This window comes from Nocardia gipuzkoensis (assembly GCF_021183645.1).
Lineage (GTDB): Bacteria > Actinomycetota > Actinomycetes > Mycobacteriales > Mycobacteriaceae > Nocardia > Nocardia abscessus.
Map to the genome: position 1 here is coordinate 1167675 of NZ_CP089225.1, position 23659 is coordinate 1191333.

General features: G+C 69.1%; 22 protein-coding genes. 11 read left to right on the forward strand and 11 right to left on the reverse strand.

What is annotated here, in order from left to right; all coding sequences use genetic code 11:
• Positions 1–31 precede the first annotated feature (31 nt).
• From LTT66_RS05380 to ilvD, 3 genes are all read right to left on the reverse strand, one after another.
• Positions 32–1471, reverse strand: coding sequence for a hypothetical protein (locus LTT66_RS05380; protein WP_233064678.1), 1440 nt, complete (start codon positions 1469–1471; stop codon positions 32–34).
• On the reverse strand, positions 1468–2082 hold the full coding sequence (locus LTT66_RS05385; RefSeq protein WP_233069012.1) for a TetR/AcrR family transcriptional regulator: 615 nt from the start codon (positions 2080–2082) through the stop codon (positions 1468–1470). Before LTT66_RS05385 ends, LTT66_RS05380 begins: the two co-directional genes overlap by 4 nt.
• Before the next feature lie 231 nt (positions 2083–2313).
• Positions 2314–4020, reverse strand: coding sequence for a dihydroxy-acid dehydratase (gene ilvD / locus LTT66_RS05390; protein ID WP_233064680.1), 1707 nt, complete (start codon positions 4018–4020; stop codon positions 2314–2316).
• Between the two features lie 140 nt (positions 4021–4160).
• Between ilvD and LTT66_RS05395 the strand changes: the two genes are divergently transcribed.
• Positions 4161–4547 carry a helix-turn-helix domain-containing protein gene (locus LTT66_RS05395; protein ID WP_233064682.1) on the forward strand — a complete coding sequence of 129 codons (387 nt, stop codon included), beginning with the start codon at positions 4161–4163 and terminating at the stop codon, positions 4545–4547.
• Positions 4548–4594: 47 nt separating this feature from the next.
• Here the strand turns inward: LTT66_RS05395 and LTT66_RS05400 are convergent, their stop codons facing one another.
• The 4 genes from LTT66_RS05400 to LTT66_RS05415 form a co-directional block, all read right to left on the reverse strand.
• On the reverse strand, positions 4595–5188 hold the full coding sequence (locus tag LTT66_RS05400; RefSeq protein ID WP_043688379.1) for a ClpP family protease: 594 nt from the start codon (positions 5186–5188) through the stop codon (positions 4595–4597).
• A 221-nt stretch (positions 5189–5409) separates the two neighbouring features.
• Entirely contained in the window at positions 5410–6015 is a 606-nt protein-coding gene (locus LTT66_RS05405; RefSeq protein ID WP_233064685.1) for a ClpP family protease, read from the reverse strand.
• A gap of 249 nt (positions 6016–6264) precedes the next feature.
• A complete protein-coding gene (locus LTT66_RS05410; protein ID WP_233064687.1) occupies positions 6265–7848 on the reverse strand; it encodes a hypothetical protein in 1584 nt (527 codons plus the stop codon).
• Positions 7849–8135: 287 nt separating this feature from the next.
• Positions 8136–8738, reverse strand: a complete 603-nt coding sequence (locus tag LTT66_RS05415; protein ID WP_233064689.1) for a TetR/AcrR family transcriptional regulator — start codon at positions 8736–8738, stop codon at positions 8136–8138.
• Between the two features lie 90 nt (positions 8739–8828).
• Here LTT66_RS05415 and LTT66_RS05420 point away from each other — a divergent pair, with 90 nt between their 5' ends.
• Together LTT66_RS05420 and LTT66_RS05425 are read left to right on the forward strand one after the other, a co-directional pair.
• On the forward strand, positions 8829–10037 hold the full coding sequence (locus LTT66_RS05420; protein ID WP_195065566.1) for an acyl-CoA dehydrogenase family protein: 1209 nt from the start codon (positions 8829–8831) through the stop codon (positions 10035–10037).
• Entirely contained in the window at positions 10034–11089 is a 1056-nt protein-coding gene (locus tag LTT66_RS05425) for a phosphotransferase family protein (RefSeq protein WP_233064691.1), read from the forward strand. Before LTT66_RS05420 ends, LTT66_RS05425 begins: the two co-directional genes overlap by 4 nt.
• 27 nt (positions 11090–11116) lie before the next feature.
• On the opposite strand, the gene LTT66_RS05430 is transcribed toward LTT66_RS05425, so the two are convergent.
• Positions 11117–11794, reverse strand: coding sequence for a hypothetical protein (locus LTT66_RS05430; protein ID WP_233064693.1), 678 nt, complete (start codon positions 11792–11794; stop codon positions 11117–11119).
• Between the two features lie 226 nt (positions 11795–12020).
• Positions 12021–12830, reverse strand: a complete 810-nt coding sequence (locus tag LTT66_RS05435) for an APH(3'') family aminoglycoside O-phosphotransferase (protein ID WP_233064695.1) — start codon at positions 12828–12830, stop codon at positions 12021–12023.
• A 133-nt stretch (positions 12831–12963) separates the two neighbouring features.
• Here LTT66_RS05435 and LTT66_RS05440 point away from each other — a divergent pair, with 133 nt between their 5' ends.
• The gene (locus tag LTT66_RS05440) at positions 12964–13461 is read left to right on the forward strand and encodes a MarR family winged helix-turn-helix transcriptional regulator (RefSeq protein WP_233064718.1); all 498 of its coding nucleotides are present in this window, start codon (positions 12964–12966) and stop codon (positions 13459–13461) included.
• Positions 13462–13470: 9 nt separating this feature from the next.
• Positions 13471–16005 carry an MFS transporter gene (locus LTT66_RS05445; RefSeq protein WP_233064726.1) on the forward strand — a complete coding sequence of 845 codons (2535 nt, stop codon included), beginning with the start codon at positions 13471–13473 and terminating at the stop codon, positions 16003–16005.
• Here LTT66_RS05445 and LTT66_RS05450 read toward each other — a convergent pair.
• The gene (locus LTT66_RS05450) at positions 15981–16997 is read right to left on the reverse strand and encodes a crotonase/enoyl-CoA hydratase family protein (RefSeq protein ID WP_233064729.1); all 1017 of its coding nucleotides are present in this window, start codon (positions 16995–16997) and stop codon (positions 15981–15983) included. The two genes, LTT66_RS05445 and LTT66_RS05450, sit on opposite strands and share 25 nt — an antisense overlap.
• Positions 16998–17105: 108 nt before the next feature.
• On the opposite strand from LTT66_RS05450, the gene LTT66_RS05455 reads away from it, so the two are divergent.
• A complete protein-coding gene (locus LTT66_RS05455; protein ID WP_233064731.1) occupies positions 17106–17705 on the forward strand; it encodes a TetR/AcrR family transcriptional regulator in 600 nt (199 codons plus the stop codon).
• Between the two features lie 221 nt (positions 17706–17926).
• Positions 17927–18835: a cutinase family protein gene (locus LTT66_RS05460; RefSeq protein ID WP_408638747.1), complete on the forward strand. Its 909-nt coding sequence runs from the start codon at positions 17927–17929 to the stop codon at positions 18833–18835.
• A 379-nt stretch (positions 18836–19214) separates the two neighbouring features.
• Here the strand turns inward: LTT66_RS05460 and LTT66_RS05465 are convergent, their stop codons facing one another.
• Positions 19215–19760 (reverse strand): Rv3235 family protein, encoded by a 546-nt coding sequence (locus LTT66_RS05465; RefSeq protein ID WP_233064741.1) that lies wholly within the window; start codon positions 19758–19760, stop codon positions 19215–19217.
• A gap of 210 nt (positions 19761–19970) precedes the next feature.
• Between LTT66_RS05465 and LTT66_RS05470 the strand changes: the two genes are divergently transcribed.
• The 4 genes from LTT66_RS05470 to LTT66_RS05485 all read left to right on the forward strand — a co-directional run bounded on the left by LTT66_RS05470 (position 19971) and on the right by LTT66_RS05485 (position 23612).
• Positions 19971–21194 (forward strand): alpha/beta hydrolase, encoded by a 1224-nt coding sequence (locus tag LTT66_RS05470; protein WP_233064743.1) that lies wholly within the window; start codon positions 19971–19973, stop codon positions 21192–21194.
• A gap of 102 nt (positions 21195–21296) precedes the next feature.
• Entirely contained in the window at positions 21297–22391 is a 1095-nt protein-coding gene (locus LTT66_RS05475; RefSeq protein WP_233064745.1) for an LLM class flavin-dependent oxidoreductase, read from the forward strand.
• Positions 22388–22993, forward strand: a complete 606-nt coding sequence (locus LTT66_RS05480; RefSeq protein WP_233064747.1) for an FMN reductase — start codon at positions 22388–22390, stop codon at positions 22991–22993. Before LTT66_RS05475 ends, LTT66_RS05480 begins: the two co-directional genes overlap by 4 nt.
• A 70-nt stretch (positions 22994–23063) precedes the next feature.
• Positions 23064–23612: a YceI family protein gene (locus tag LTT66_RS05485; RefSeq protein ID WP_233064756.1), complete on the forward strand. Its 549-nt coding sequence runs from the start codon at positions 23064–23066 to the stop codon at positions 23610–23612.
• Positions 23613–23659 lie beyond the last annotated feature (47 nt).

A 23659-nucleotide genomic window follows, 5' to 3' on the forward strand; every position in this document is an offset into this window, starting at 1 on the left:
CATCGAAGACAGCGGTTATCCGGCTTCGTTCTCAGCAGGTGACCACGGCCGTGGCGAAGCCGTCGAGCACCAGGACGGCGTCGGTGAGCGGTGTGACTCGCAGACCGCTGGAGCCGATCTGTTCGATGGCGACCGGGGCGGACGGGGAAGCCAGGGTGACCGTCAGCGGCGTGCCGGACTTGTTGATCACCGCGAGTTTTCGATCGCCGGACACGGTGACGAAGGCCCGTGCGTGCATCCGCGCATCGGGGAAGGCGGTGGCGGCGGCGGCGAGCTCGTCGCCAGGGCCGAAGTGCCGCAGCAGTAAGGCCAGGGCCTCGTAGCGAAGGTTCTCAGCACCGGTTTCCCAGTCGATCAGCGAGGTGCCGGGGATCATGCCGGGGTAGTCCATGAACTCGGCGATCCCGACCAGATCGGTGCCGAGCGCGACGAGTTCGGCCCAGAGATAGGACTGAACCGCGGCGCTGAGTGCCCAGTACTCCTCGGGGATCTCCGGGCTCGGATTCATCACGTCAGCCGGATAAGTACCGATTTCGTTGATGAACGTTTTCGCGGCCGGGGCGAGCCTGCGCCGGATGCCGTCGATGAACCGCGCTTGCTCCAGAAATCCGTCGGCCCGCGCGAAGAAGATGTCGCGCCAGTGTGCGTACGGCGCGTTGCCCTCCGGGCCGAACGGGTTGCGGATGTCCGGCGACGCATAGAAGTGATAGGAGAACGCGTCGACCGGGACGCCGGGCCTATGGTTGGCCGAATCGAGGAAATGCCAGTAGTACTCGGGCTCGCGGTGGATATGACTCAGCGACAAACCGACGAACTTCATGTCGGGGTCCAGCGGACGAAGACGTTCGACGATCGCGTCGTAGAGCCTCGTGTAGTCCGCCGGTGCGATCCGGTGCCCCAAGTCGGGTTCGCACAACACTTCCCAATAGGCGAAGCGGTAGTGGTGCCCGGACTCGTGACGGCGCCCCAGCTCGTCGGTGAACCCGCCCGCGATGTACCAGCTGGCGAGGCGGTAGAAGTAGTCCGCGACCTCGGTGAACGTGGGGTCGCGGAACTCGGTGCCCCGCTCGTAGTCCCAGTGGATCTCGTCCGGGTCCTCTGCTACGGCAACCGGCTCCTCGGTGCGGAACATCCAGGCCGGGATGGTGGCGAAGTTCGCGACGACGGGCCTGCCGCCCGTGGCCGCCATGAAGTCCTCGACCAGCGGATCGAGCAGCTCGAAGCTCCAGAACGTTTCGCTCGCGGTGGGCGGATTCAGCTCCGCGACGGCGATACGCGGGTGGGAATACCAGGGCAGGAATCGAACGAGGTCGGCATCGAGCGCGCGGAGCGCGTCGAACGCCTTGTCGTGGATCGGTGAGCTTCGGCGCAGTGGCGGCGCTGTCCACAGGTGCGTGGTCAGCGTGGTGCGCGAGACGCCGGTGATCTCGGCCCAATCGACGTGGATCGAATTTACTGGTGCGCCTGTCATTTCGTCCTTCGCTTCGCTGCGGGGGATGGGAATCCGAGTGCCGGGAGCAGGGCTTCGTCGACGATCGCCGCCCGGACGCGCTCGCCGGGCCACTGCCCGGTGTCGATCTGGTGCTTGATCACCAGCGCCTCGCCGATATCACTCACTATCGGCGTGACCAGTGCGGCGTCGATCTCACCGAGCGCCGCGTAGTGGTCGAGAACGGTGCGGGTGAACCGGCCGCCGCGCAGGTCGAAGACATTGCGGTACAACGACTCGACCAACTCGGGCCGCCGCTGCCGCTCGCTCAGGATCGCGGCCGTGGCCGAGCCGGTCGGACCGGACAACCATTCCGTCAACTGCTCCAATGCGCGCAGCAGGTCCCCGCGCAGGTTGCCGCCGGCCGGGGTGGGCACTTCGACGGGGTACGCCTGCGCCAGCGCCTCGATCAGCAACTCCTCGACCGTCGCCCAGTGCCGATACAGCGAGGTCTTGGCGACGCCTGCGCGCCGCGCGACCCCCTCCATCGCCAGACGTCCAACGCCCGCCTCGGCGGCCTCGGCGATGACGGCCTTATGGCAGTCGGCGCGTAACTCGAGCTTGGTGCGGCGGCCCTTCTCGGGGGGCTTCATCGCGTTCACGCCAGCAAACATAGCTACAAACTAGTAGCTATGCAACCGTAGCTACGATTTAGTAGCTTAATGCAGACAGTCCGTGCTCGGATGAAGGACCGAGTCGAGGGCGCGGCAAGACGACCGATACCCGTCTGCCGCGCGGGCTGGGGGGACAGTGCGCCTACCCGTCCAGCGCGCGGCCGGGCACCATGTGGCTGCCCGGCCTAGCGCTCGGCCACGACGCGGCCGTCAGTCGCAGACTGCCCCGATCGATGCCGAGCCCACCAGTTTCGTGTACTTGGCCAGGACGCCACGGGTGTAGCGGGGCGGCAGGGGTTTCCAGCCCTCGCGGCGGCGAGCGAGTTCGTCGGCGTCGACCAGCAGGTCCAGGGTGCCCGCGGCGACCTCGAGGCGGATGCGATCACCGTCGCGCACGAACGCGATCGGGCCGCCGTCGACGGCTTCCGGTGCGACGTGCCCGACACACAGACCCGTCGTGCCGCCGGAGAACCGCCCGTCGGTGAGCAGCAGGACGTCTTTGCCGAGACCCGCGCCTTTGATAGCGGCGGTGATGGCCAGCATCTCGCGCATACCGGGACCGCCTTTCGGGCCCTCGTACCGGATGACGACCACGTCGCCCGCCGCGATAGTGCCGTCCTCGAGAGCGTCCATCGCCAGGCGTTCCCGGTCGAAAACCCGTGCCGTGCCGGTGAAGACGTCGGACTCGAAGCCTGCCGACTTGACGACCGCGCCATCGGGCGCGAGCGAGCCGGTGAGGATGGTGATGCCGCCGGTCGGATGGATCGGCGACGCCATCGCCCGGATCACCTTGCCGTCGGGATCCGGCGGGGTGATGTCGGCCAGGTTCTCCGCCACCGTTTTTCCCGTCACGGTCAGGCAGTCGCCGTGCAGCAAACCGGCGTCGAGCAACGCCTTCATCATGACGGGCACGCCGCCGATCCGGTCCACATCGGTCATCACGTGCTTGCCGAAGGGTTTGACGTCGGCGAGGTGCGGCACCCGGCGACCGATGCGGGCGAAATCGTCCAGGCTCAGGTCGACCTTCGCCTCGTGCGCGATGGCGAGCAGATGCAGCACGGCGTTGGTGGAGCCGCCGAATGCCATGACGACGGCGATGGCGTTCTCGAAGGCGGGTTTGGTGAGGATGTCGGATGCGGTGATCCCCTGCCGGATCAACTCGACCACGGCCGCACCGCTGCGGCGCGCGTAACCGTCACGACGACGGTCGGTCGCGGGCGGCGCCGCGCTGCCGGGGAGCGACATGCCCAGCGCCTCCGCCGCGCTGGCCATGGTGTTGGCGGTGTACATGCCGCCGCAGGCGCCCTCGCCGGGACAGATCGCCCGCTCGATGGCGTCGACGTCGGCACGGCTCATCAGGCCGCGGGAGCAGGCGCCGACCGCTTCGAACGCATCGATGATCGTCACCTCGCGTTCGCTGCCGTCGGAGAGCTTGGCGATGCCGGGCAGGATCGACCCCGCGTACAAGAACACACTCGCCAGATCCAGCCGGGCCGCGGCCATCAGCATCCCGGGCAGCGACTTGTCGCACCCGGCCAGCAGCACCGAACCGTCGAGCCGCTCGGCCTGCATCACCGTCTCGACGCTGTCGGCGATCACCTCGCGCGAGACGAGGGAGAAGTGCATCCCCTCGTGCCCCATGGAGATGCCGTCGGACACCGAGATGGTGCCGAACTGCATGGGAAAACCGCCACCGGCGAAGACGCCGTCCTTACACCCTCTGGCCAGCCGGTCCAGCGACAGGTTGCAGGGAGTGATCTCGTTCCACGAGGAGGCCACGCCGATCTGCGGCTTCTCCCAGTCCTCGTCGCCCATGCCGACCGCGCGCAGCATGCCGCGGGCAGCGGACTTCTCCAGGCCGTCGGTGACGTCGCGGCTGCGGGGCTTGAGATCGGAGACCTTCGTATTCTCGGGCACGGTTCCCCATCATCCTCGGTCCGGCCCGATCGCGGCGGTGACCACGCCGAACCCCTGCACTCCCGCGCCGGAAACGCCCGCTCGTACGCCCAGAGCGTAATGGCGGGCAGACCGGCGGCCCGGGATCGTACGCTCGGACCATGACCGAGCACCCGAGACTTCACTCGATCCCCGGTGGACGCGACGACCGGCCTCGGCAGCCGGAACCGCAGCTGCCCCCGGAACCCCTCTGGCGCGAGGTGCTCGGCGAACAATTGCGCACGCTGCGGCAGGACCGGAGCGAGACGCTGGTCGAAACAGCCCGGCGCGCAGGCATTTCCCCGCAGTACCTCTCGGAGGTGGAGCGTGGACGCAAGGAGCCGTCCAGCGAGATGATCGCCGCCCTGGCCGGGTCTCTCGGCACCACGCTGGGCGAGATCACCGGTCAGGTGGCGGATGAACTCCGCGCCCGGCGCCGGGTCGCCTTCCTGCAACGGTCGGCGCCGCGCTCCGGCACCGGGCCCACGCTCATGTTGCTGGCGGCCTAGCCGGGCGCAGGCCGCGCATGGCCGGAGCGAAGGCGGATGTCGCCGCGTCAGTCACGCCGCCCCAGGACCTGGTCGACGAGGCCGTACTCGACCGCGGCCGACGCGGTGAAGACCCGGTCGCGGTCGGTGTCGCGCCGTAGCCGCTCCACCGTTTGCCCGGTGTGCCGCGACAGGATCGACTCGATCTCCGCTCGCATCCGCACCAACTCGTCGGCCTGCAGGATCAGATCGGGGATCGTTCCCTGCCCGCGCGCGGCGGGTTGGTGCAGCACCACCCTGGCGTGCGGCAGCAGGGCGCGTCGGCCGGGCTCGCCACCGGCCAGCAACACCGCCCCGACCGCGATCGCCTGGCCGACGCAGGTGGTCTGCACGGGCGACTGGATGTGCTGCATGGTGTCGTACACGGCCAGCATCGAGGACAGATCGCCGCCCTCGCAGTTGATGTAGAGGTTGATCTCCTGTTCCGGGCTCTCCGATTCCAGGTGCAGCAATTGCGCGATGAGCGCGTTGGCGACGCCCGAGTCGATCGGCGTGCCGAGGTAGACGATCCGCTCGGCGAGCAGGTGGGAGTAGATGTCGGTGATCCGCTCGCCGCCGCGCGGATGCTGCGCGATCACATTGGGGATGGTGTAGGTGCTCATGCTGTATCCGTTTCCGGCATGAGCGGGGCCTTGCGGGGTCACGCTCCCCTGCCGCCTCCAGTCCTGCCCGCTCATGCTGTATCCGTTTCCGGCATGAGCGGGGCCTTGCGGGGTCACGCTCCGCTGCCGCCTCCAGTCCTGCCCGCTCATGCTGTATCCGTTTCCGGCATGAGCGGGGCCTTGCGGGGTCACGCTCCGCTGCCGCCTCCAGTCCTGACCGCTCATGCCGAGATCCCGATCCGCTGGCGTTGCGGGACGATCTGCCCGAACGAGTCGACGATGTGGTCGATGAAGCCGTACTCCTTGGCTTGCGCCGCGGTGAACCAGCGATCGTGCAGCGAATCCTCGTAGATCCGGTCGAACGGCTGACCCGTGTCCTCGGCGATGATGCCGAGCACCGTGTCCACGGTGTAGCGCAGGTCGTCGGCCTGGACCTCGACGTCGACGGCGGTGCCGCCGATACCCGCCGACCCCTGGTGCATCAACACCCGGGCGTGCGGCAACGCGAAACGCCGGCCCTTGCTCCCCGACGACAAGAGGAACTGACCCGCGCTGCAAGCCAATCCGAGGGCGAGCGTGGAAACTTCACACGGAACCAGCCGCATCACGTCGCGGATGGCGAGCATCGACGGAACCGAGCCACCAGGCGAATGTATCCACAGGGAGACGCCCGCCTCGGGGTCTTCGGCGGCGAGGGTGAGCAATTGGGTCATCAGCAGCGTGCCGTTGTCGTCGTCGAGCGCGCCGTCCAGCACGACTATCCGGCGGCTGAGCAGCTGCTCCCGAGCCCGCCAGCTGAACATCGGGGTCTTGTCATCGTGAGCCATGACCCCACGGTGCCGCATCCCCGGCACGAAACCGGCCCGGCGCTGCCCTGGGCGGATCTGCTCTCAGCAGTCGGGTTCCGGTGCGGCGAAGGGGCGCAGCGCCGGAACCTGTCTCCGAGGCAGCCCTTGCGAAGATCGTCGTCGCGGTCGCGTCGTGCCAGAGGTCCGCACGGCAACGGTACCCCGAGAAACGGCAATGCCCGTCGGCGCGTAATGCGCTGACGGGCATCGTCGATGAAACGCGGCTCGCTAGGACTCGCGGCCCGCGGTCGAGGCGGAGCGCTGCCTGCTGGTGCGGGCGCGGCGGCGTTCGGCCTGCAGTTCGGCGAGTTCCTGTTCGAGGATGTCGGCGACGCGGAACGAACCGGTGTCGTAGATGTCCGGCGTGCGGGCCGTCGGCGGCTGCGCGATGTCGGGCTTGGCGATGTCCTTGCCGTTCTTGGACTCCGGCGCCGGGCTGTCGCTCTTGACGTCGGCGAGCGGGCGTCGGGTGACCGCCGGGATCTCGGCCGTCGGAACCTCGGCCTCGGCCACCGGAGTGCGCGGCTTGGCCGGAGCCGTCTCCCGCACGACCACCTTCGCCGCGGCGGGTTCTTCGGCGGGCACTCGCGTGACCGGTCGCTCGTCGGCCTTGACCGACGAAACCGGCGCGGGCGCTACGGGCTCGCTCGCCAGAGGCTTGTGTCCGTTGGTGGCGGACGCGCCGGTCTTGGCGGCGATCGTGGTGTCCAGGTCCTTGACCTTCACCGTCGCGCTGGGACGCGCCGCGACGACCTCCATCGCGTCGAGGTCTTCGATGGACTCGGGCAGCACCGGCTTGCGCGGCGTCTCGACCGGAGTCCGCTTCTGCTCGGCTTGCACCGCGACCGTGGGCTGTTCGTCGGAATCCTGCGATACGCCGTCGGTTTCGGCAACCTCCGCCACTTCCTGCTCGATGACCTCCACCGGGGCGGCCGCAACGACGGGCTGCGGCTCGTGCTCGACGTATTCGCGCGGGACGGCGGGCGCCTCCGGAGCAACCGGCATCCGGTACCTGGGCAGGGTGAGCCGGATCTGCTCGGCCGGGTCCGGCAGGTCGCGAACCTGCTCGGTGGCCCTGGCGATGGCGAGACCGTAACGGGCACTCGCGGCGTCATGGATGAGCAGCGCGACACCGATCATCACCGGGGCGATAGCGTGCACGGCCGCGTCGTACCACGCGCCCGTGCGCAGATACGGATAGGTGTTGAGGCTGACGGTCAGCGCCAGCAGGGCGACCTCGGCCGCCGCGACCTGACGGCGGTTGTCGACCACACCCCATTCGGCGACCTTGTTGGTGCCGATCATGATGATGATCAGGCAGACGCTGATCATGCCTTCGAGCAGGTAGCTGAACCAGTACAGCGGATCGGTCGCCCCGCCGGGCGCGATGTTCTGCTGGACGTTGACCGCCGACCACAGCATGCCCGCCGCGACGACACCGGCCAGCGCGCGCAGCGACCAGGACCGATGCCGGTAGAGCGAGGCCAGTTTCGCGTGCGGGCTGGATTCGCGTCGCTGCGCGGCAATCGCCTTGCGGGCGAGGAGGAGATCTCGCATGTCGGCCTTCTCGATCGCTTCGGTGGTCTGCCTTGCGCGGTCGGATGCCGCGGCGGCGGCCTGCGCCTCTTTCCAGCGCTGTCCGCGCTCCTGGGTGCGAATCCGTTCGGCGAGCTCACGTTCGGCATGCAGTTCGTCCTCCGACAGCGCCTCGGTGAGCGCGGGATCGAACTGGTAGGCGAGCCGTCCACGGGCCTTCTCGACCCGCCTCGCCAGCTGTGTAACCTCGTCCTCGATGGGATGTTCGATGACCATCAGCGCTCCCCGCACGGGAGAGTCGATGGCAGACAAGTGATCACGAATGGCAACGGCACGTTTCATTCATAGTCGATCCACCGCTACTGGCGAAACTGTTCATTTGCCATCTCACGGAACTATTCGGCGCGCCGCGGACGACACACGCGGCCCGGCGTGATTTCCGCCGGTCGCGAGCACTTCTTCTGCCGCCGCGCAGCAGCCCATCGGCCATGGCCATTCCGGCGAATTCCATCCGAATCGCGGATATCGCGTCCGCGGGTAACTCTCGGACAAGAGCGAACCGGTCAGAGGCGACCGGCCTGTTCGTCCCGCACCGCGTCGAGCACCCGGGACAACGTGCCGAACAGCAGTCGGCCCAGCCCGTCCTGATCGACGTCGTCGCGCGACAGCCACTGCACGGTGAGATCCTCCGCCATCGCCCACCACGAGCGCACCACCAGGCGCTCGGCGGTCGACGGCGCGGGCCCGCCGAGAGCGGCGAACACCCGGTGGGTGAGTTCGTCGTGCATCTGCTCCATGATCGCCTCGAGCACCGGGTCCTGCCCCGCGGCGCGGAGCAGACCCACCAGGGGGCCACTGCGCCTGCGCATGTAGCTCACGAAGTTCGCGATCATCGACGCGAGCGGGTCCGTGGCATCCGGATCGGGGCCGGTGGCGCGCAGGAACCGCTGCGACGCGGCCCGGACGAGCTGCGCGTAGTACTCCTGCTTGGTCGGGAAGTAGTGGAAGAGCAGGCCGCGTGAGATGCCCGCCTGCTGCGCGACCGCGTCGACGGTGATCTGGTGCCAGGGGCGGTCGATCAACATGCCGAGGCCGATGCCGATCAATTGTCGGCGCCGGTCGTCCGCCGAGCGGCGGCCGCCGGGCTCCGCGGCAACCTCGGTCATCCACCCTCCTCTATTGAGCAATGCTCAATAATATGCTACCAATGACTCGACCGGAAGTTGAGCAATGCTCAGCGAGCCTCGAGGATGGGTATGGACTTCACGCATTCCGACCGAGCCGTCCGCCTCACCGATCAGGTGCGGCAGTTCGTGCGCGACGAGATCGAGCCGCGCGACGAGGAGCACGCCGCCTTCCTGCGGGAATCGCCCTGGGCGGTCCCGCCGGTGGTCGAAGAGCTCAAGCAGAAGGCGCGGGCGGCGGGCCTGTGGAATCTCTTCCTGCCCGATCCGGAACTCGGCGCCGGCCTGAGCAATGTCGAGTACGCGCCGATGGCCGAGGCGATGGGCGCTTCCGGCTGGGCGCCGGAGGTGTTCAACTGCAACGCCCCCGACACCGGCAACGCCGAGGTCCTGCTGCACTACGGCAGCACCCAGCAGCGGCAGCAGTGGCTGCGGCCGCTGCTGGACGGCGAGATCCGCTCGGCGTTCTGCATGACCGAACCCGAGGTCGCGTCCTCGGACGCGACCAATATGGCCGCGACCGCCGTGGTGGACGGCGAGGAGATCGTGCTCAACGGCCGCAAATGGTGGAGCACCGGCATCGGCCATCCGAACTGCGCGTTCGTCATCTTCATGGGCCTCACCGACCCGCAAGCGCACCCGTACCAGCGCCACTCCATGGTGCTGGTGCCGGTGGACACACCCGGCGTGCGGGTCGAACGGATGCTCACCACCTTCGGCTATCTGGACGAGCCCTTCGGCCACGGCGAGGTCACCTTCACCGATGTGCGGCTTCCGCTGGACGCCGTGATCGCCGGGCCGGGACGTGGCTTCGAGATCGCGCAGGGCCGCCTCGGCCCCGGCCGCATCCACCACTGCATGCGCGCCATCGGCCTGGCTGAGCGCGCGCTCGAATTGGCTTGCCGCCGCAGTCTTTCGCGCACCGCGTTCGGCAAGCCGCTGGCCAACCTCGGCGGAAACCGGGAGCGCATCGCGAACGCCCGCGTCGCGATCGATCAGGCCAGGCTGCTCGTCCTGCACACCGCCTGGCTGCTGGACACCAAGGGCCTGGCCGGCGCGCGCAGCGAGGTCTCCCAGATCAAAGCGGTCGTGCCGAGGATGACCCAAGAGGTGCTCGACATGGCGATGCAACTGCACGGCGGCGCCGGGCTTTCCGACGACTTCCCGCTGGCACGCGCGTTCGCGGGCATTCGCTCGCTGCGCTTCGCCGACGGCCCCGACGAGGTGCATCTCGGCGTGATCGCCCGTCAGGAACTCCGCAAATACGGAACCGACCGGTGAGCGCCGCGGAGGCCACCGCCGTCCGCGCCGAGGACGCCTTCGACGTCGCCGCCGTGCACGCCTGGCTCGCCGACCAGGTGCCCGGTCTGAGCGAGCCGCCCGAGGTACGCCAATTCTCCGGTGGCGCATCCAATCTCACGTATCTGCTGCGCTACCCGGATCGCGACTTGATCCTGCGCCGCCCGCCCGGCGGCAAGAAGGCGGCTTCCGCGCACGATATGGGCCGGGAGTACCTGGTGCAGCAGCGGTTGCGTCCGCACTATCGCTACGTTCCCCGGATGGTGGCTCGCTGCGCCGATCCCGGTGTGATCGGCAGCGAGTTCTACGTGATGGAGCGGGTGGCGGGCACGATCCTGCGTGGCGATCTGCCGGAGGGGACGAGTCTGTCGCCCGACCAGGCTCGGCGTTTGTCCACCACGGCTTTCGACTGCCTGATCGAACTGCACGAGGTCGACCCGGTCGCGGCGGGGCTCAACGAAATCGGCAAGGGCACCGGCTATGTCGGCCGCCAGGTCGCGGGCTGGTCGCGGCGCTTCGTGGACGCCCGCACCGACAATGTCAGCGATTTCGCCGCGGTGATGGCCTGGCTCGAGGCCAACCGGCCCGCGGACGTGGCCACCACCGTCATCCACAACGACTTCCGGCTCGACAATCTGGTGCTCGACCCGTCGGGCTCGGGCGCGATCGTCGGCGTGCTCGACTGGGAGATGGCGACACTGGGCGATCCGCTGATGGATCTCGGTGGGGCGCTGGCGTACTGGGTACAGGCCGACGACGACGAGACCATGCGGGCTGCCCGCCGTCAGCCGAGTCACCTGCCCGGCATGCTCACCCGCGCGCAGATCGTCGACCACTACTGCGCGCGCACCGGCCGCTCCGCCGAGAACTGGCCGTTCTACGAGGTGTTCGGGCTGTTCCGGCTCGCGGTGATCGCCCAGCAGATCTACTACCGCTACCACCACGGGCAGACCACCAACCCGGCGTTCAAGGACTTCTGGATGCTGATCAACTACCTGGACTGGCGCTGCCGGAAAGTCGCCGGGCTCGAGTAGGGCAGCCCAAGAGCAATCCGACGAGCCTCAGTTCGGCGGCGCGATCTTGACGATGGTCGATTCGCCGCCGGTGTCGGCCACGGTGACGAACTGACGGTAGGTGCGGTTGGCGGAGTCGGGCCGCAGCTCGGTGATGACCACGTCGTAGCGTCCGTCGAGCATCGGCGTGATCATGACGCAATGCTGGGTTCCCGCCGGGACGGAGGCGATGCCCGCGTCGATCACGGCGACCGGTGGCACCGCGGCGTCCGACACCGTCAGCGATCGTGCGACCGCTCCCGAGCGGGTCACGTAATAGGCGTGCTGGAACGCCAGGATCACATCCGGTCCCGAGGCTGTCGAGCCGGTTCCGTTGCCGCGCACCAACTGTTCGCCGCGGGTCGGCTCGCAACCGGGGCCGCCGCCGAGTACCGGGTCCGCCACGGTGGCCGATTGCCGTGGGGCGGAGGCCGCGTCCGTGTAGACGAGGACCAACGCGGCGGCGGCGAGCGAGGCGGCCACACCGACACCGCCGACCAGCCAGGCGCGGCGTGGCCCGCGCCGAGCGCGACGCCGGGAGCGAGGCGCCCGATGCCGGTCCCCGCGCAAACGGGGCGGCGGTTCTTGGGCGGAGAGCATTCCGGGCCAGGTGGGCACGCGTTCGCGCCGGTCACGGCCCGGCCGGGCGCGCAGCAGTCCGTTGTGCTCGGACCTGTTCGACGACATGATCTCGCCGCACCCCCTTTTACGGTGCCTACTCGGCCACCGTGGGTTCCCTCTCAATGCCGTTGCGCAATAACAACATTGCATATCTCCCTGGATTTTGTCGGTCGAATGCTCAACAGGCAAGGATGAGCCACGCACAGCGCCGAAAACCCGCTGATCAGGACCGGGCGGTCGGTGCGGTTCGGTCGCACCGGCAGGCGGGCAACCTGGAGCCTGCGGCGACCGGCTAACCCCAGGTCAGCGGATCCAAGTGGAGGAAGAAACGCTGACGCGCGGCGTCCAGATCGATGCCGTAGCGATCGGCGAAGATCCGGTCGGCGCGTTCGGCGCGCCGTTCGTCCTGCCATGACTCCCGGGAATTGGCCAGCAGCAGAGCGATATCGGCGTACGGATCGGCGATGCCGAGGCGGCCGAGGTCGACGAAACCGGCGACGGTGTCCGTGTCCGGGTCGAGGATGATGTTGGGCAGGCACAGATCGCCGTGGCACACCACGGCTTCGGCGAGTTCCTGCGTCATCCTCGGCTCGAGCTCGGTGGCCAGCCTGGTGAGCAGGACGGTGGGTGGAGTGTCCTGCTGCTCCGCAGAGAGGAACTCGGGATGGACCGCACCTCGGACGACGACGTCCTGGGCGATCGCGAACATCCGTGCCAGGCCCCGGTCGAACGGGCACTCCGCGACCGGCACATCGTGCAGGCGGCGCACCGCGTCCACGATGGATTCCCACGCCTGGGAAAGAGTCTGCGCGGAGACGGCGTCGGCGGCGACGCCGGGGACCGCACCGGTGACCAGGCAGGCGCCCTCGTCGCCGGCCCGCCAGTCCAGCACCCGAGGACCGGGAATATCCCGGCCGTCGAGCCAGGTGATCTTGTCGCGCTCCAGCGCGAGGGCAGCGACCAGGCCGGGGCCGACGCATTTGGCGTAGCGGGATCCGTCGGCGGACCGGAACACGTCGGCGCCGGACTCCCCGCCGCGGACCGGCTCCCATCGGCAATCGGACGGCAGCGCGGCCGGAAAGCGAACAAGCGACTCGGACACGCCATCGACGGTAGCAACGCGCACCGGACCGGCCCACCTCGCAGATCGTCGGCAAACCAGATGTATCGTTGCCGAAAGCAACTAGTTGAGGTTGCTAACTAATCTGCCGGTGGGGAACGTCGAGGTGAGTGTCATGTCCGCAACCGCTCGCGAGCGCCGCGCGTCGGCGGCCGACCTCGCGGCCGCCGACGAACTCGGTCAGCGGATGGTCCGTTTCCTGCGCGCGATCAATCGGTCGAAGTGGCAACCGGCCCGGCCCGGGCCGGAAGGGCTGGAGCGACTCGCCTACGCCGTGCTGTTCTGCCTGGTGCACGAGGGACCACAGCGCGCGGGCAGGCTCGCCGAGTTGCTGCACGCCGAGGCGTCCACCATCAGCAGGCAGAGCAGATCGCTCGTGGCGCACGGCCTGGTGGAGCGCCGCACCGACCCGGTCGACGGACGCGCGTGCGTGCTCGCGGCCACCGAGGAGGGCGTGCGCGTCTTCGAGGAGAACCGCGCGCTGCGCAACCGATGGCTGGCCGACATCCTGGCCGACTGGCCCGCCGCCGACCGCGACACCTTGACCGTTCTGCTCGACCGGCTCACCGCAGGAATAGAGACCACTCCCCGACATCAAGCCGATCCGAAATAGGGCTCATCCATGACGAATTCCACCACCCGGGCTCCGCGGAACCCGGACGCAGGCGCGGACACGTCACTGTCCCACCGGCAGATCCTGACCATCCTGTCCGGGCTGCTGCTCGGCATGTTCCTGGCCGCCCTCGACCAGAACATCGTCAGCGTCGCGATCGTCAAGATCGCCAACAGCCTGCACGGCTTCGACGAACAGGCCTGGGCGACCACCGCCTACCTGATCACCGCGACGATCACCACGCCGCTGTACGGCAAATTGGCCGACATCTACGGCCGCAAGCCGTTCTACCTCACCGCGATCGGGCTGTTCGTCATCGGTTCGGTGGCGTGTACCTTCGCCACCTCGATGTACCAGCTCGCCGCGTTCCGCGCGTTCCAGGGCCTGGGCGCGGGCGGACTGATGTCGTTGGCTTTCACCATCATCGGCGATATCGTCCCGGTGCGGGAACGGGTGCGCTATCAGGGCTATTTCATGATGGTCTTCGGCACGGCGACCGTGCTCGGCCCGGTGCTCGGCGGCTTCTTCTCCGACTACGAAGAACTGGGCGGCATCGAAGGCTGGCGGTGGGTGTTCCTGGTGAACGTCCCGGTGGGCGTGCTGGCCCTGCTCGTGGTGGCCAAGGTGCTCAACGTGCCGCACCAACGCCAGAACCACCGGATCGACTGGCTGGGCGCACTGACACTGACGCTCTGCGTCGTGCCGCTGCTGATCGTCGCCGAACAGGGACGCCACTGGGGATGGTCCTCGGAGCGGTCGCTGCTGTGCTACGGCATCGGGGCGGCGGGGTTGCTGCTGTTCGTGCTGGTCGAGTTCCTGATGAAGGACTCGGCGCTGATCCCGTTGCGCCTGTTCGAGAACTCGACGTTCAGCGTCACCATCGCGGGCGGATTCATCGTCGGTGTCGCGATGTTCGGCGCTATCACCATGGTCCCGCAGTACTTCCAAGTCGTGCGCGGCTACTCGCCGACGAAGGCCGGTCTGCTCATGCTGCCCTTGGTGCTCGGCATCACGGTCGGCTCGCAGGTGGCAGGGCGGATCACCAAGCAGACGGGCCGCTACAAGATCCTTCCGGTGGCGGGCACGTTCATCGTCGCGGTGGGCGCGCTGCTGTACGCCCAGGTGCGCTACGACAGCCCACTGTGGCAACCCCTCGTCTACGGCGCGGTGGTCGGGCTCGGGCTCGGCTGTTGCATGCAGACGCTGATCATCGCCGCGCAGAACGCCGGACCCCGCTCGGACATGGGCGTGTCCACCGCGTCGGCCACGTTCTTCCGGCAGATGGGCGGCACGCTCGGCGTCGCGGTGTTCCTGACCATTCTGTTCAATCTGCTGCCGCACCGGATCATCGACGCGTTCGGCGGCGCGCTGCCGCCCGGGTTCGGCCCCGACCAGCTCAGCGGCATCCAGTCCAACACCAGCGGTATCGCGACGCTGCCCGACGAGGTGAGGATCCCTATCCTCACCGGCTTCACCGACGCGATGCACGGGGTCTTCTACGCGGCGGCCGGGGTCGCGCTGCTGGCCTGCGTGGTGCTGATGTTCATGAAAGAGATCCCGCTGCAAGACGTCCCGGCGCAGGCACCGACCGACGAGGCCGAAGCCGAAGCATCACACTGGGACGCCGACCAGGTCTGGGAGGGCGCCGCGCAGGCGCTGTCGGAGCCGGAACCGGTGCTCGCCGCGGCCGCGAGCGGCCACGCCGCGGGCGATCCCGCGGGCAACGGCGGCTACCGGCATGAGCCGAAGGCGAGCCTCGACGACACCGAGTACGAAAGCCGATCGCTCGGCGGCTACGTCCATCGTGCCGACGGCCGCCCCGTGCCCGCCGCCGCGCTCACCTTGATCGACCACCATGGGCGGCAAGCCGCGCGGACCAGCGGCGGCGGCGACGGCGGTTACCTCGTCAGCGCGCCGGACGCGGGCAATTACGTGCTGATCGTGTCGGCCGCCGGGCACCAGCCCACCGCGGTGAACGTCACCGTGGGTGACCGGCCGCTGCAATTCGACATCACCCTGCTCGGCTCCGGCGAGCTGTCCGGCGTGGTCCGATCCGCCACCCTCGGCGAGCCGCTGCCCGGCGCGACCGTCACGCTGACCGACCTGGATGGCGAGGTGGTCGGGTCGGCGACCGCGGCGGCCGACGGGGCCTACCTGTGCCATGGCGTGGTGCCCGGCACGTACACCTTGGTCGCGGTCGCCGAGCACATGCGTCCGAGCGCGACCGCGCTGACCGTGCCGGACAGCGGGCTGCTGCACCACGACATCGACCTCACGCCGATGGCGGTGCTGGCCGGGTCGGCGTGGTCCGACGCCGGCCGGGCGGTCTCCGACGTGCAGATCAGCGTGCTCGACGCGGCGGGCGTGCTGACCGCCACGACGCGCACCGACGAGAACGGGCGTTATGTCGTCACCGATCTCGCCGAAGGCGACTACACGGTCGTCGCGCGCGGCTACCCGCCGGTGACCAGCCAGGTCACGGTGAGCGGCGGCGAGGTCGCGCACGATGTGCGGCTGGGCTACGAGGACCGGCCGCGTTTGTGATCGCCGAACGGTTCGTCGCGTTCCCGGACCGCCTCGCGGAAACCGGCGGTGGCGGCGCGCGTCTGGAAGGCGTAACCCTCCCTGGTGTGCCGGGAGATGCCGTCGAAGACCGTGCTGATCATGCCTGAGTTGGCCACTCCCTGTGCGTACAGCGCCGAGTTGAGCGCCAGTTTGGCCATCATCAGCTGGTTGATCGGCATGCGCGCGATCCGCGCGACGAATTCCTCGGTGCGCGCGTCGAGTTCGTCGGCGGGCCAGGACTCGATCGCCAGACCCCATTCGACCGCCTGTTTTCCGGTGAGGCAGTCGCCGGTGAACAGCAGTCGCTTGGCGCGCTGGTCACCGAGGCGATGGGCCCACATGCCCGCCGCGGGCACACCCCAGACCCGGGTGGGCGGGTAGCCGATCTTGGCGTCGTCGGCGCAGATGATCTGGTCGGCGAACAGGGCGATGTCGCTGCCGCCCGCCACGGCGAAGCCGTGCACCTTGACCACGGTCGGCTTGTTCGCCTGCAGCAGGCTGGCGAAACCGCGGTTGAACCGGCTCATCATCGCGTAGTCGATCATCGGGTCCCAGGTCTGCGCCGGATCGTGGTTGCGGCCCTGCACCACCGGGTCGACGACCGTCCCCGCCACGTCGCCCGGACCGCCCGCCACCCCGAAACCCTGCTCGGCGAACATGCTCAGGTCGTAGCCGCCGCAGAACCCCTTGCCGCGCCCGGACAGCAGGATCACGTGCACCCGCGGGTCGAGATCGGCGCGTTCGACCGCGTGCGCCAGATCGTGCGGTGTGTCGGGAGTGATCGCGTCGCCCTTCTCCGGCCGGTCGAAGGTGATGCGCGCGATGCGGCCGTCCCGCTGGTAGGTCAGCGTGCGGTACTCGCGGGCGCCGTCCGGCTCGGGGCGTCCGGCCCACGGCGAGTCCGCCGTTTCGGTCCAATTGCGATACCAAGCGCCCGATCCGCCATCGGCCTGGATGTCACTGTCGGTCATCGCTTTCCCTTCGACGCTGGTCCGGAACCGTCCCCCGCAGTCTGGCGCACCCGCCATTTGACAGTCAACAGTGACTGTGAAATTCTCGCGCCGACGGAGGGAGCCGGAATGGCCGGAGTACGCGCGGAGCGGAAACGGGCGACCCACGCCCACATCCTCGACGCCGCCGCCGACCTGCTGGCCGAGCAGGGCTACCGGGCACTGACCACCTTGTCGGTGCAGCGTGCCGCGGGCGTCAGCCGCGGGGCGCTGCTGCATCATTTCCCGACCATCGGCGCATTGATCACCGAACTGGTCAGCCATTTGGTCGCACGCAACGAGGCGGCCGTCCAAGAGATCGCGGCCGGGCTCGGTGACGGGACCGACCCCCTGGTGCGCGCCTTGACCGCGCTGTACGAGTCGATGGCGCGGCCGGCGGCGCAAGCCGAGTTCGAACTGTGGGCGGCCGCGCGGACCGATCCCGCGCTTGCCGAAGCGTTGCGCGCGGCCGAACGAAAAGCCGGGCGCGACTTGCGGCGGGTGGTGGATGCGCTGTTCGGTCCCGACGTCGTCGGCCATCCGCGCTATCCGGCCGTGCGCGACCTCACCATCGCGATACTGCGCGGCACCGCGATGTCCCGCCCGCTGCGCAGCACCGAGCGCGCCGCCACGGCAACCATCGACCAGTGGGCGGAGGCCATGACAGTTCTCCTCGCACAGGATCGATAGCAATCACCGGGCGTCGCCGTAGCCGAATCGCTTGTGACACGCGTCACTTGCGCCTCTGATTGTGCCGTCTCCCACATGGTCGCTATCCTGGCTGCACTTTGAGACCACCGAGTCTCAATGCAGCCTTCGACGGGGCCGGGTTCGACCACCGCGCGGCGCCGGCGGAGGCCGATTCCTGCCGGGGAGCGCCTGCGGCGCGTGGACTACCAGGAGCAAACGCCATGCGATCGAAGTTGATCTCGGCGGCCATCGGTATCGCGGCGATGGCGCTGTCGTGTGCGGGACCGGGCAGCGGACCCGCCGTCGCCGCACCGGATTGCCCGAGCCTGTACGTGGTGGCGATCCCGGGCACCTGGGAGACCTCCGACCAACTGGACGGCGAGCGTCCCGGACCCGGGATGCTGGCCGGAGTCACCCGCGGCCTGCCGCCCTCGACACGCGTGGACTACGTCAGTTACGCCGCGACCGCATTCCCCTGGGAGAGCGAGGTATACGGGGCCTCCAAGCGCGAGGCGACCGACAACGCGCGTGGCATGATCGCGGCGATGGGCAGGGAGTGCGGTGCGACCAGAATCGCGCTGCTCGGCTACAGCCAGGGCGCGGACGCCGCCGGTGATCTCGCCGCCGAGATCGGCACCGGTCTCGGTGTCGTGCCGCCGCACCGGATCGCCGCGGTCGGACTCATCTCCGACCCGCGCCGCTCCCCCACCGACGCGCTGGTCGGGCCGCCGGTGGGCGGCGCGGGCGCGGGCGGTCCCCGCATCGGCGGGTTCGGCTTCGTCACTCCGCAGACCCGCACCATCTGCGCGATCGGCGATCTGTACTGCGCCACGGCCGCGGACGATTTCGTGACCCGCTTCGCGGGCTTCCTGGCCCAGACCTCCCATCCCGATCCGGCCTACCTCTGGCGCTACCAGCTCGAAATGGGCGCCATCGTCGGTGATCTGATGTCCAACGGCGGCATCACGCTGCTGCAGAGCCAGCTGTCGGAATCGGCCAACCAGGAACGGGCTCGGCTGTTCGACGAGTTCTACCGCTCGCAGGCGCACACCGCCTACGGCAGCTATCCCGTCGACGGCGGACAGACCGCGCTGTCGTGGATGCACGACTGGCTGGCATCGCAGGCCTGAGTCAGCGAGCGCGCCGCCGCGCGACCGCGCCCGAAACTTCCGCGACGGCCCCGCTGGGCACAGTGAGCACATCGCCGGACACCCGGCGGACGGTGGCGGCTCGGCCGGCACGACCCGAGCCGCCGCCGTCCCGCGTCGGTGAGCGAAGCGCCCGCGGCACGGCTCGCCGATCCACGCGCCGAGCGCTTCGCACCGCTGTTCGTCGCATTCGGCACGGGCGAGCCGGATCTCGGCGTACTGCGCACCGTTATCGACGGCTACTGGTCCGGCATCGCCCGCCGATCCGTCAGCGCGGCTGACCGTTCGGCTCGGCCGACCGCCAGACTCGGCCGACCGCCAGACTCGGCCGACCGCCAGACTCGGCTGACCGTCCAGGCTGTCATCGGATACGCAGCGCCGTCATCCGCCACCCTGCCGAGCGGGTCCGCACGATGCGTGCCGCCAAGGCGAAACGGCGCCCGCCACGGCCGTACGCGGCGACGACCTCGGCGGTCTTGGCGTCCACGAGAACCACGCTCACCCGGGCCGGCACCGCGGCGCCGAGGGCGCGACCGGGCACGAGACCGGTATCGATCAACGTGCGCACCGCGGCCACGACCGTGGCGTCGGCGACCACGGCGAGTTGCGGCACGGGCCGCCTGCGGTCGAGCACCTCGAGGACGATGCGCACCGCCGACTCGGCGAACCGGCGAGCAGCCGAGTGTGTCTCGTCATCGGTGGGCGCCTGCGACGCGTGACCGCGGCGCACCGCACCGCGCACCCCCGCACTGGACCGAGCGGATGCCGCGTGCGGCCGCGGCTTGCACGTCAGCGCTCGAGCGGGTGCCGGATCGCGCACCGAGCGCTCCGCCTCAGCGCGCCGCCGACTGTCCAACGGCGGCTCCGGATTCGGCGCAGGCGCCAACCACTCGCGATATCCAGCCATACAGATCCCCCTTCGAAACCGGTGGTCGAACCCTTTGTGGCGGCGATTCTGCGGACGGCTCAGGCGGATAGCGCGCGTAGTCGGCTACCCGATTCCGGCCGGACGGACCACCACCGGGAGTCGGCGGGCACGAAGGCGGCCCTATGTTGGAATCGGCAAGCCCCGACACGAAAGCGGAGATCCCGGATGACCGACGAGCGAGGAGCGGACGTGACCGTACCCGGAAAATCCGCGTCCCCTCGTCGAACGGCTCGCGTCGCGCTGCTGACGCTCGCCGGAGTGCTCGCCGGGTATCTCGCGCTCAGCCAACTGCTCGCGGTCGCGCCGGTTTCCTGGTCGATGCCCCTGCTGCGCAACGCGATCGTCCAGTCGGCCGTGCTCCTGCTCGGCGCGGTCCGCGACGCCCTCGGCTCGTGGAACATGGTGCTCGCCGTGCTCGCGACCGGACTCGCGCTGATCGCGTTCCGCACCGGCGGGCGGGGACGGCGCCTCGCGGGCACGGTGACCGGCGTGGCCGCCGCCGGTCTGGTCCTGTCCGTCCTGACCAGTACGACCCTGGTGTTCGCGGCGCGCGACGCCGCGGGCGTCTGGATTCCGTTCGCCCCGCTCGTCCCGTTCAGTACGGTCGGCGACGCGCCCGACGAGACCGTCACGTACGGGACCGTGGACGGGCAGCCGATCCAGGCGGATCTGTACCTGCCCGCGCCCGCACCCGCACCGGCCCCGCTGGTGGTGAGCATCCACGGCGGAGCTTTCGTCACGGGCAGCCGTGGCACCGACGCCTACACGACCTGGCTGGCGGCCAACGGATACGCCGTCCTCGACGTGGACTACCGCCTCTCCGACGACGACCACCACCGCTGGGACACGCAGGACGCCGATATCGCCTGCGCGCTGACCTGGGCCGCGGCGAACGCGCAGCGGTACAACTGGGATATGCGGCGGGTCGCCACGTTCGGCGAATCCGCGGGCGGCAATCTCGCGATCAACGTCGCGAACAAGATCAACGCGGGCACCCTGCGGCCCAGCTGCGCCAGCACCGCCGAGCTGCCGAAGGTGCGCACGGCCATCGCGCTGTACCCCGCGGTCGATTTGGCCGCGTCGGGTACCGAGACCGCGCTCGGCGTCGACGCTGCCCGGCAGTACCTCGGCGGAACGCCGGAGCAACACCCCGAGCGCTACGCCGCGACCAGCTCCGCGGCGCACGTCACCGGGAACACTCCGCCCACGCTGCTGATCCAGGGCGCCGGCGATCATCTCGTGCTCGCCGAGCACACCGCCGCCTACGCCGCCGCGCTCGCGACCGCGCGCATCCCGCACCGCTACGTCGAACTCCCCTTTCTCGACCACGCCTTCGGCACCACTGAACTCGACGCAGGCGCCCAGGTCACGCGCGAGCTCACCCGCACCTGGCTGGCGGAATACCTGGCGTAACCGACGCCACACCGCCACCCCGGGAATACCCGCGCACCCCGCCCGGTTCCTTTGGTTGCCATATCCACCAAATTGAGCCAGACTGAGAACGAAGGAGGCGTCGTGCAGTTCGGAATTTTCACGGTCGGTGATGTGACGACCGACCCCACGACCGGCCGGACGCCGAGTGAGCACGAGCGCATCACCGCCATGGTGACGATCGCGCGCAAGGCCGAAGAGGTCGGGCTGGACGTGTTCGCCACCGGCGAGCACCACAACCGGCCGTTCGTGCCGTCGTCACCCACCACCATGCTCGGCTATATCGCGGCGCGGACCGAGCGGCTCCAGCTCTCCACCGCGACGACGCTGATCACCACGAACGACCCGGTGAAGATCGCCGAGGACTTCGCGATGCTGCAGCACCTCGCCGAGGGGCGCGTGGACCTGATGCTGGGCCGCGGTAACACCGGGCCGGTCTACCCCTGGTTCGGCAAGGACATTCGCGACGGCATCCCGCTGGCGATCGAGAACTACCACCTGCTGCACCGGCTCTGGCGCGAAGAAGTGGTCGACTGGGAGGGCAAGTTCCGCACGCCGTTGCAGTCGTTCACCTCCACGCCACGACCGCTGGACGACGTACCGCCGTTCGTCTGGCACGGCTCGATCCGCAGCCCCGAGATCGCCGAGCAGGCCGCCTACTACGGTGACGGATTCTTCGCCAACAACATCTTCTGGCCGAAAGAGCACTTCCAGCGGTTGATCGCGCTGTATCGGCAGCGCTACGAGCACTACGGCCACGGCTCGGCCTACCAGGCGATCGTCGGGCTGGGCGGACAGGTGTTCATGCGCAAGAACTCCCAGGACGCCGTGCGCGAGTTCCGGCCGTACTTCGACAACGCGCCGGTGTACGGCCACGGCCCGTCGCTGGAGGAGTTCACCGAGCAGACCCCGCTCACCGTGGGCAGCCCGCAGGAGGTCATCGACAAGACGCTCACCTTCCGCGAGTCGTTCGGCGACTACCAGCGCCAGCTGTTCCTGATGGATCACGCGGGCCTTCCGCTGAAGACCGTGCTGGAGCAACTGGACCTGCTCGGTGAAGAGGTGGTCCCGGTGCTGCGCAAGGAATTCGCGGCGCTGCGCCCGGCGCACGTTCCGGACGCGCCGACGCACGCCAGCCTGGTGGCCGCCCGCGAGACAGCGGTGGAGGCGACCCGATGACCCGCATCGCCGTCGTCTCCGCGGGCCTGTCGCAGCCTTCGTCGACCCGGTTGCTCGCCGATCGCCTCGCCGCCGCCACCGGCGCGGCGCTGACCGCGACCGGCGGCGAGGTGACAGTCGACGTCGTGGACGTACGCAACCACGCCCGCGATCTGACCGACAATCTGCTGACCGGGTTCGCGGCCGACGACCTACGCGCGACAATCGATGCCGTGACCGCCGCCGACGGTTTGATCGCCGTCACGCCGATCTTCAACGCCTCCTACAGTGGCCTGTTCAAGACGTTCTTCGACGTCCTGGAGCCGGATTCGCTGACCGGGATGCCCGTGCTGCTCGGCGCGACCGGCGGCTCGGCGCGCCATTCCCTCGCCTTGGAGCACGCACTGCGTCCGATGTTCAGCTACCTGCACGCGGTGGTCGCGCCGACTGCCGTCTACGCGGCGTCCGAGGACTGGGCCTCCGCGGCGGAGGGCGGGCTGAGCACCCGAATAGGCCGTGCCGCAGCGGAATTCGCCGCCATGCTGACCAACACGCCGCGACCGCGTGCCACCGATCCGTACGACGACCCGGTACCGTTCGCACAGCTGCTCGGCACTCACTGATCTCTCCCCGAATTACCCCCGACCGCTCCGTACCGAACTAGTTTAAATCTCAACTATCAAGGAGAACATCATGTCGACCGGAACCACCAACGCTCTGACCGCGGGCACCTGGGCCATCGACCCCGCCCACTCCACGCTCGGCTTCTCGGTACGCCACCTGATGGTCAGCAAGGTGCGCGGCCGCTTCACCGACTTCTCCGGCAAACTGGTCATCGGCGAGGACGGCAGCGCCTCGGCCGAAGCCGAGATCCGGGTCGACTCGGTCACCACCGACAACGAACAGCGCGACGCGCACCTGCGCACCGCGGACTTCTTCCAGGCCGAGCAGTTCCCGGTGGCCACGTTCAAGTCCACCGGATTCCGGGTGAACGGCGAGGACTTCGTGGTGGACGGCGAATTCACCATCCGCGGCGTCACCAAGCCGGTCTCGCTGGAGGTGGAATTCCTCGGCGTGAACCCCGGCATGGGCCATGGGCCGGTCGCGGGCTTCGAGGCCAAGACCGTGATCAACCGCCGCGATTTCGGCATCACCATCGACATGCCGCTGCCCGACGGCGGCGCGGTGATCGGCGACAAGATCACACTCACCCTCGAGGTGGAGGTCGGCCTGCAGGCCTGAGCGCGTCGGACGCCTTCCGCGGGAGCTTCGAGCTTCCGCGGGAGGCG

Bases quoted from the DNA above. Each gene is read 5' to 3' on its own strand.
- LTT66_RS05400 (WP_043688379.1), bottom strand. From the start codon at position 5,188: ATGAGCACCTACACCATCCCCAATGTGATCGCGCAGCATCCGCGCGGC.
- LTT66_RS05465 (WP_233064741.1), bottom strand. From the start codon at position 19,760: ATGGCTGGATATCGCGAGTGGTTGGCGCCTGCGCCGAATCCGGAGCCG.
- LTT66_RS05455 (WP_233064731.1), top strand. From the start codon at position 17,106: ATGGCCGGAGTACGCGCGGAGCGGAAACGGGCGACCCACGCCCACATC.
- LTT66_RS05420 (WP_195065566.1), top strand. From the start codon at position 8,829: ATGGACTTCACGCATTCCGACCGAGCCGTCCGCCTCACCGATCAGGTG.
- LTT66_RS05445 (WP_233064726.1), top strand. From the start codon at position 13,471: ATGACGAATTCCACCACCCGGGCTCCGCGGAACCCGGACGCAGGCGCG.
- LTT66_RS05405 (WP_233064685.1), bottom strand. From the start codon at position 6,015: ATGGCTCACGATGACAAGACCCCGATGTTCAGCTGGCGGGCTCGGGAG.
- LTT66_RS05485 (WP_233064756.1), top strand. From the start codon at position 23,064: ATGTCGACCGGAACCACCAACGCTCTGACCGCGGGCACCTGGGCCATC.
- LTT66_RS05410 (WP_233064687.1), bottom strand. From the start codon at position 7,848: ATGGTCATCGAACATCCCATCGAGGACGAGGTTACACAGCTGGCGAGG.
- LTT66_RS05395 (WP_233064682.1), top strand. From the start codon at position 4,161: ATGACCGAGCACCCGAGACTTCACTCGATCCCCGGTGGACGCGACGAC.
- LTT66_RS05380 (WP_233064678.1), bottom strand. From the start codon at position 1,471: ATGACAGGCGCACCAGTAAATTCGATCCACGTCGATTGGGCCGAGATC.
- LTT66_RS05430 (WP_233064693.1), bottom strand. From the start codon at position 11,794: ATGTCGTCGAACAGGTCCGAGCACAACGGACTGCTGCGCGCCCGGCCG.
- LTT66_RS05440 (WP_233064718.1), top strand. From the start codon at position 12,964: ATGTCCGCAACCGCTCGCGAGCGCCGCGCGTCGGCGGCCGACCTCGCG.
- LTT66_RS05385 (WP_233069012.1), bottom strand. From the start codon at position 2,082: ATGAAGCCCCCCGAGAAGGGCCGCCGCACCAAGCTCGAGTTACGCGCC.
- LTT66_RS05460 (WP_408638747.1), top strand. From the start codon at position 17,927: ATGCGATCGAAGTTGATCTCGGCGGCCATCGGTATCGCGGCGATGGCG.
- LTT66_RS05415 (WP_233064689.1), bottom strand. From the start codon at position 8,738: ATGACCGAGGTTGCCGCGGAGCCCGGCGGCCGCCGCTCGGCGGACGAC.
- LTT66_RS05480 (WP_233064747.1), top strand. From the start codon at position 22,388: ATGACCCGCATCGCCGTCGTCTCCGCGGGCCTGTCGCAGCCTTCGTCG.
- LTT66_RS05450 (WP_233064729.1), bottom strand. From the start codon at position 16,997: ATGACCGACAGTGACATCCAGGCCGATGGCGGATCGGGCGCTTGGTAT.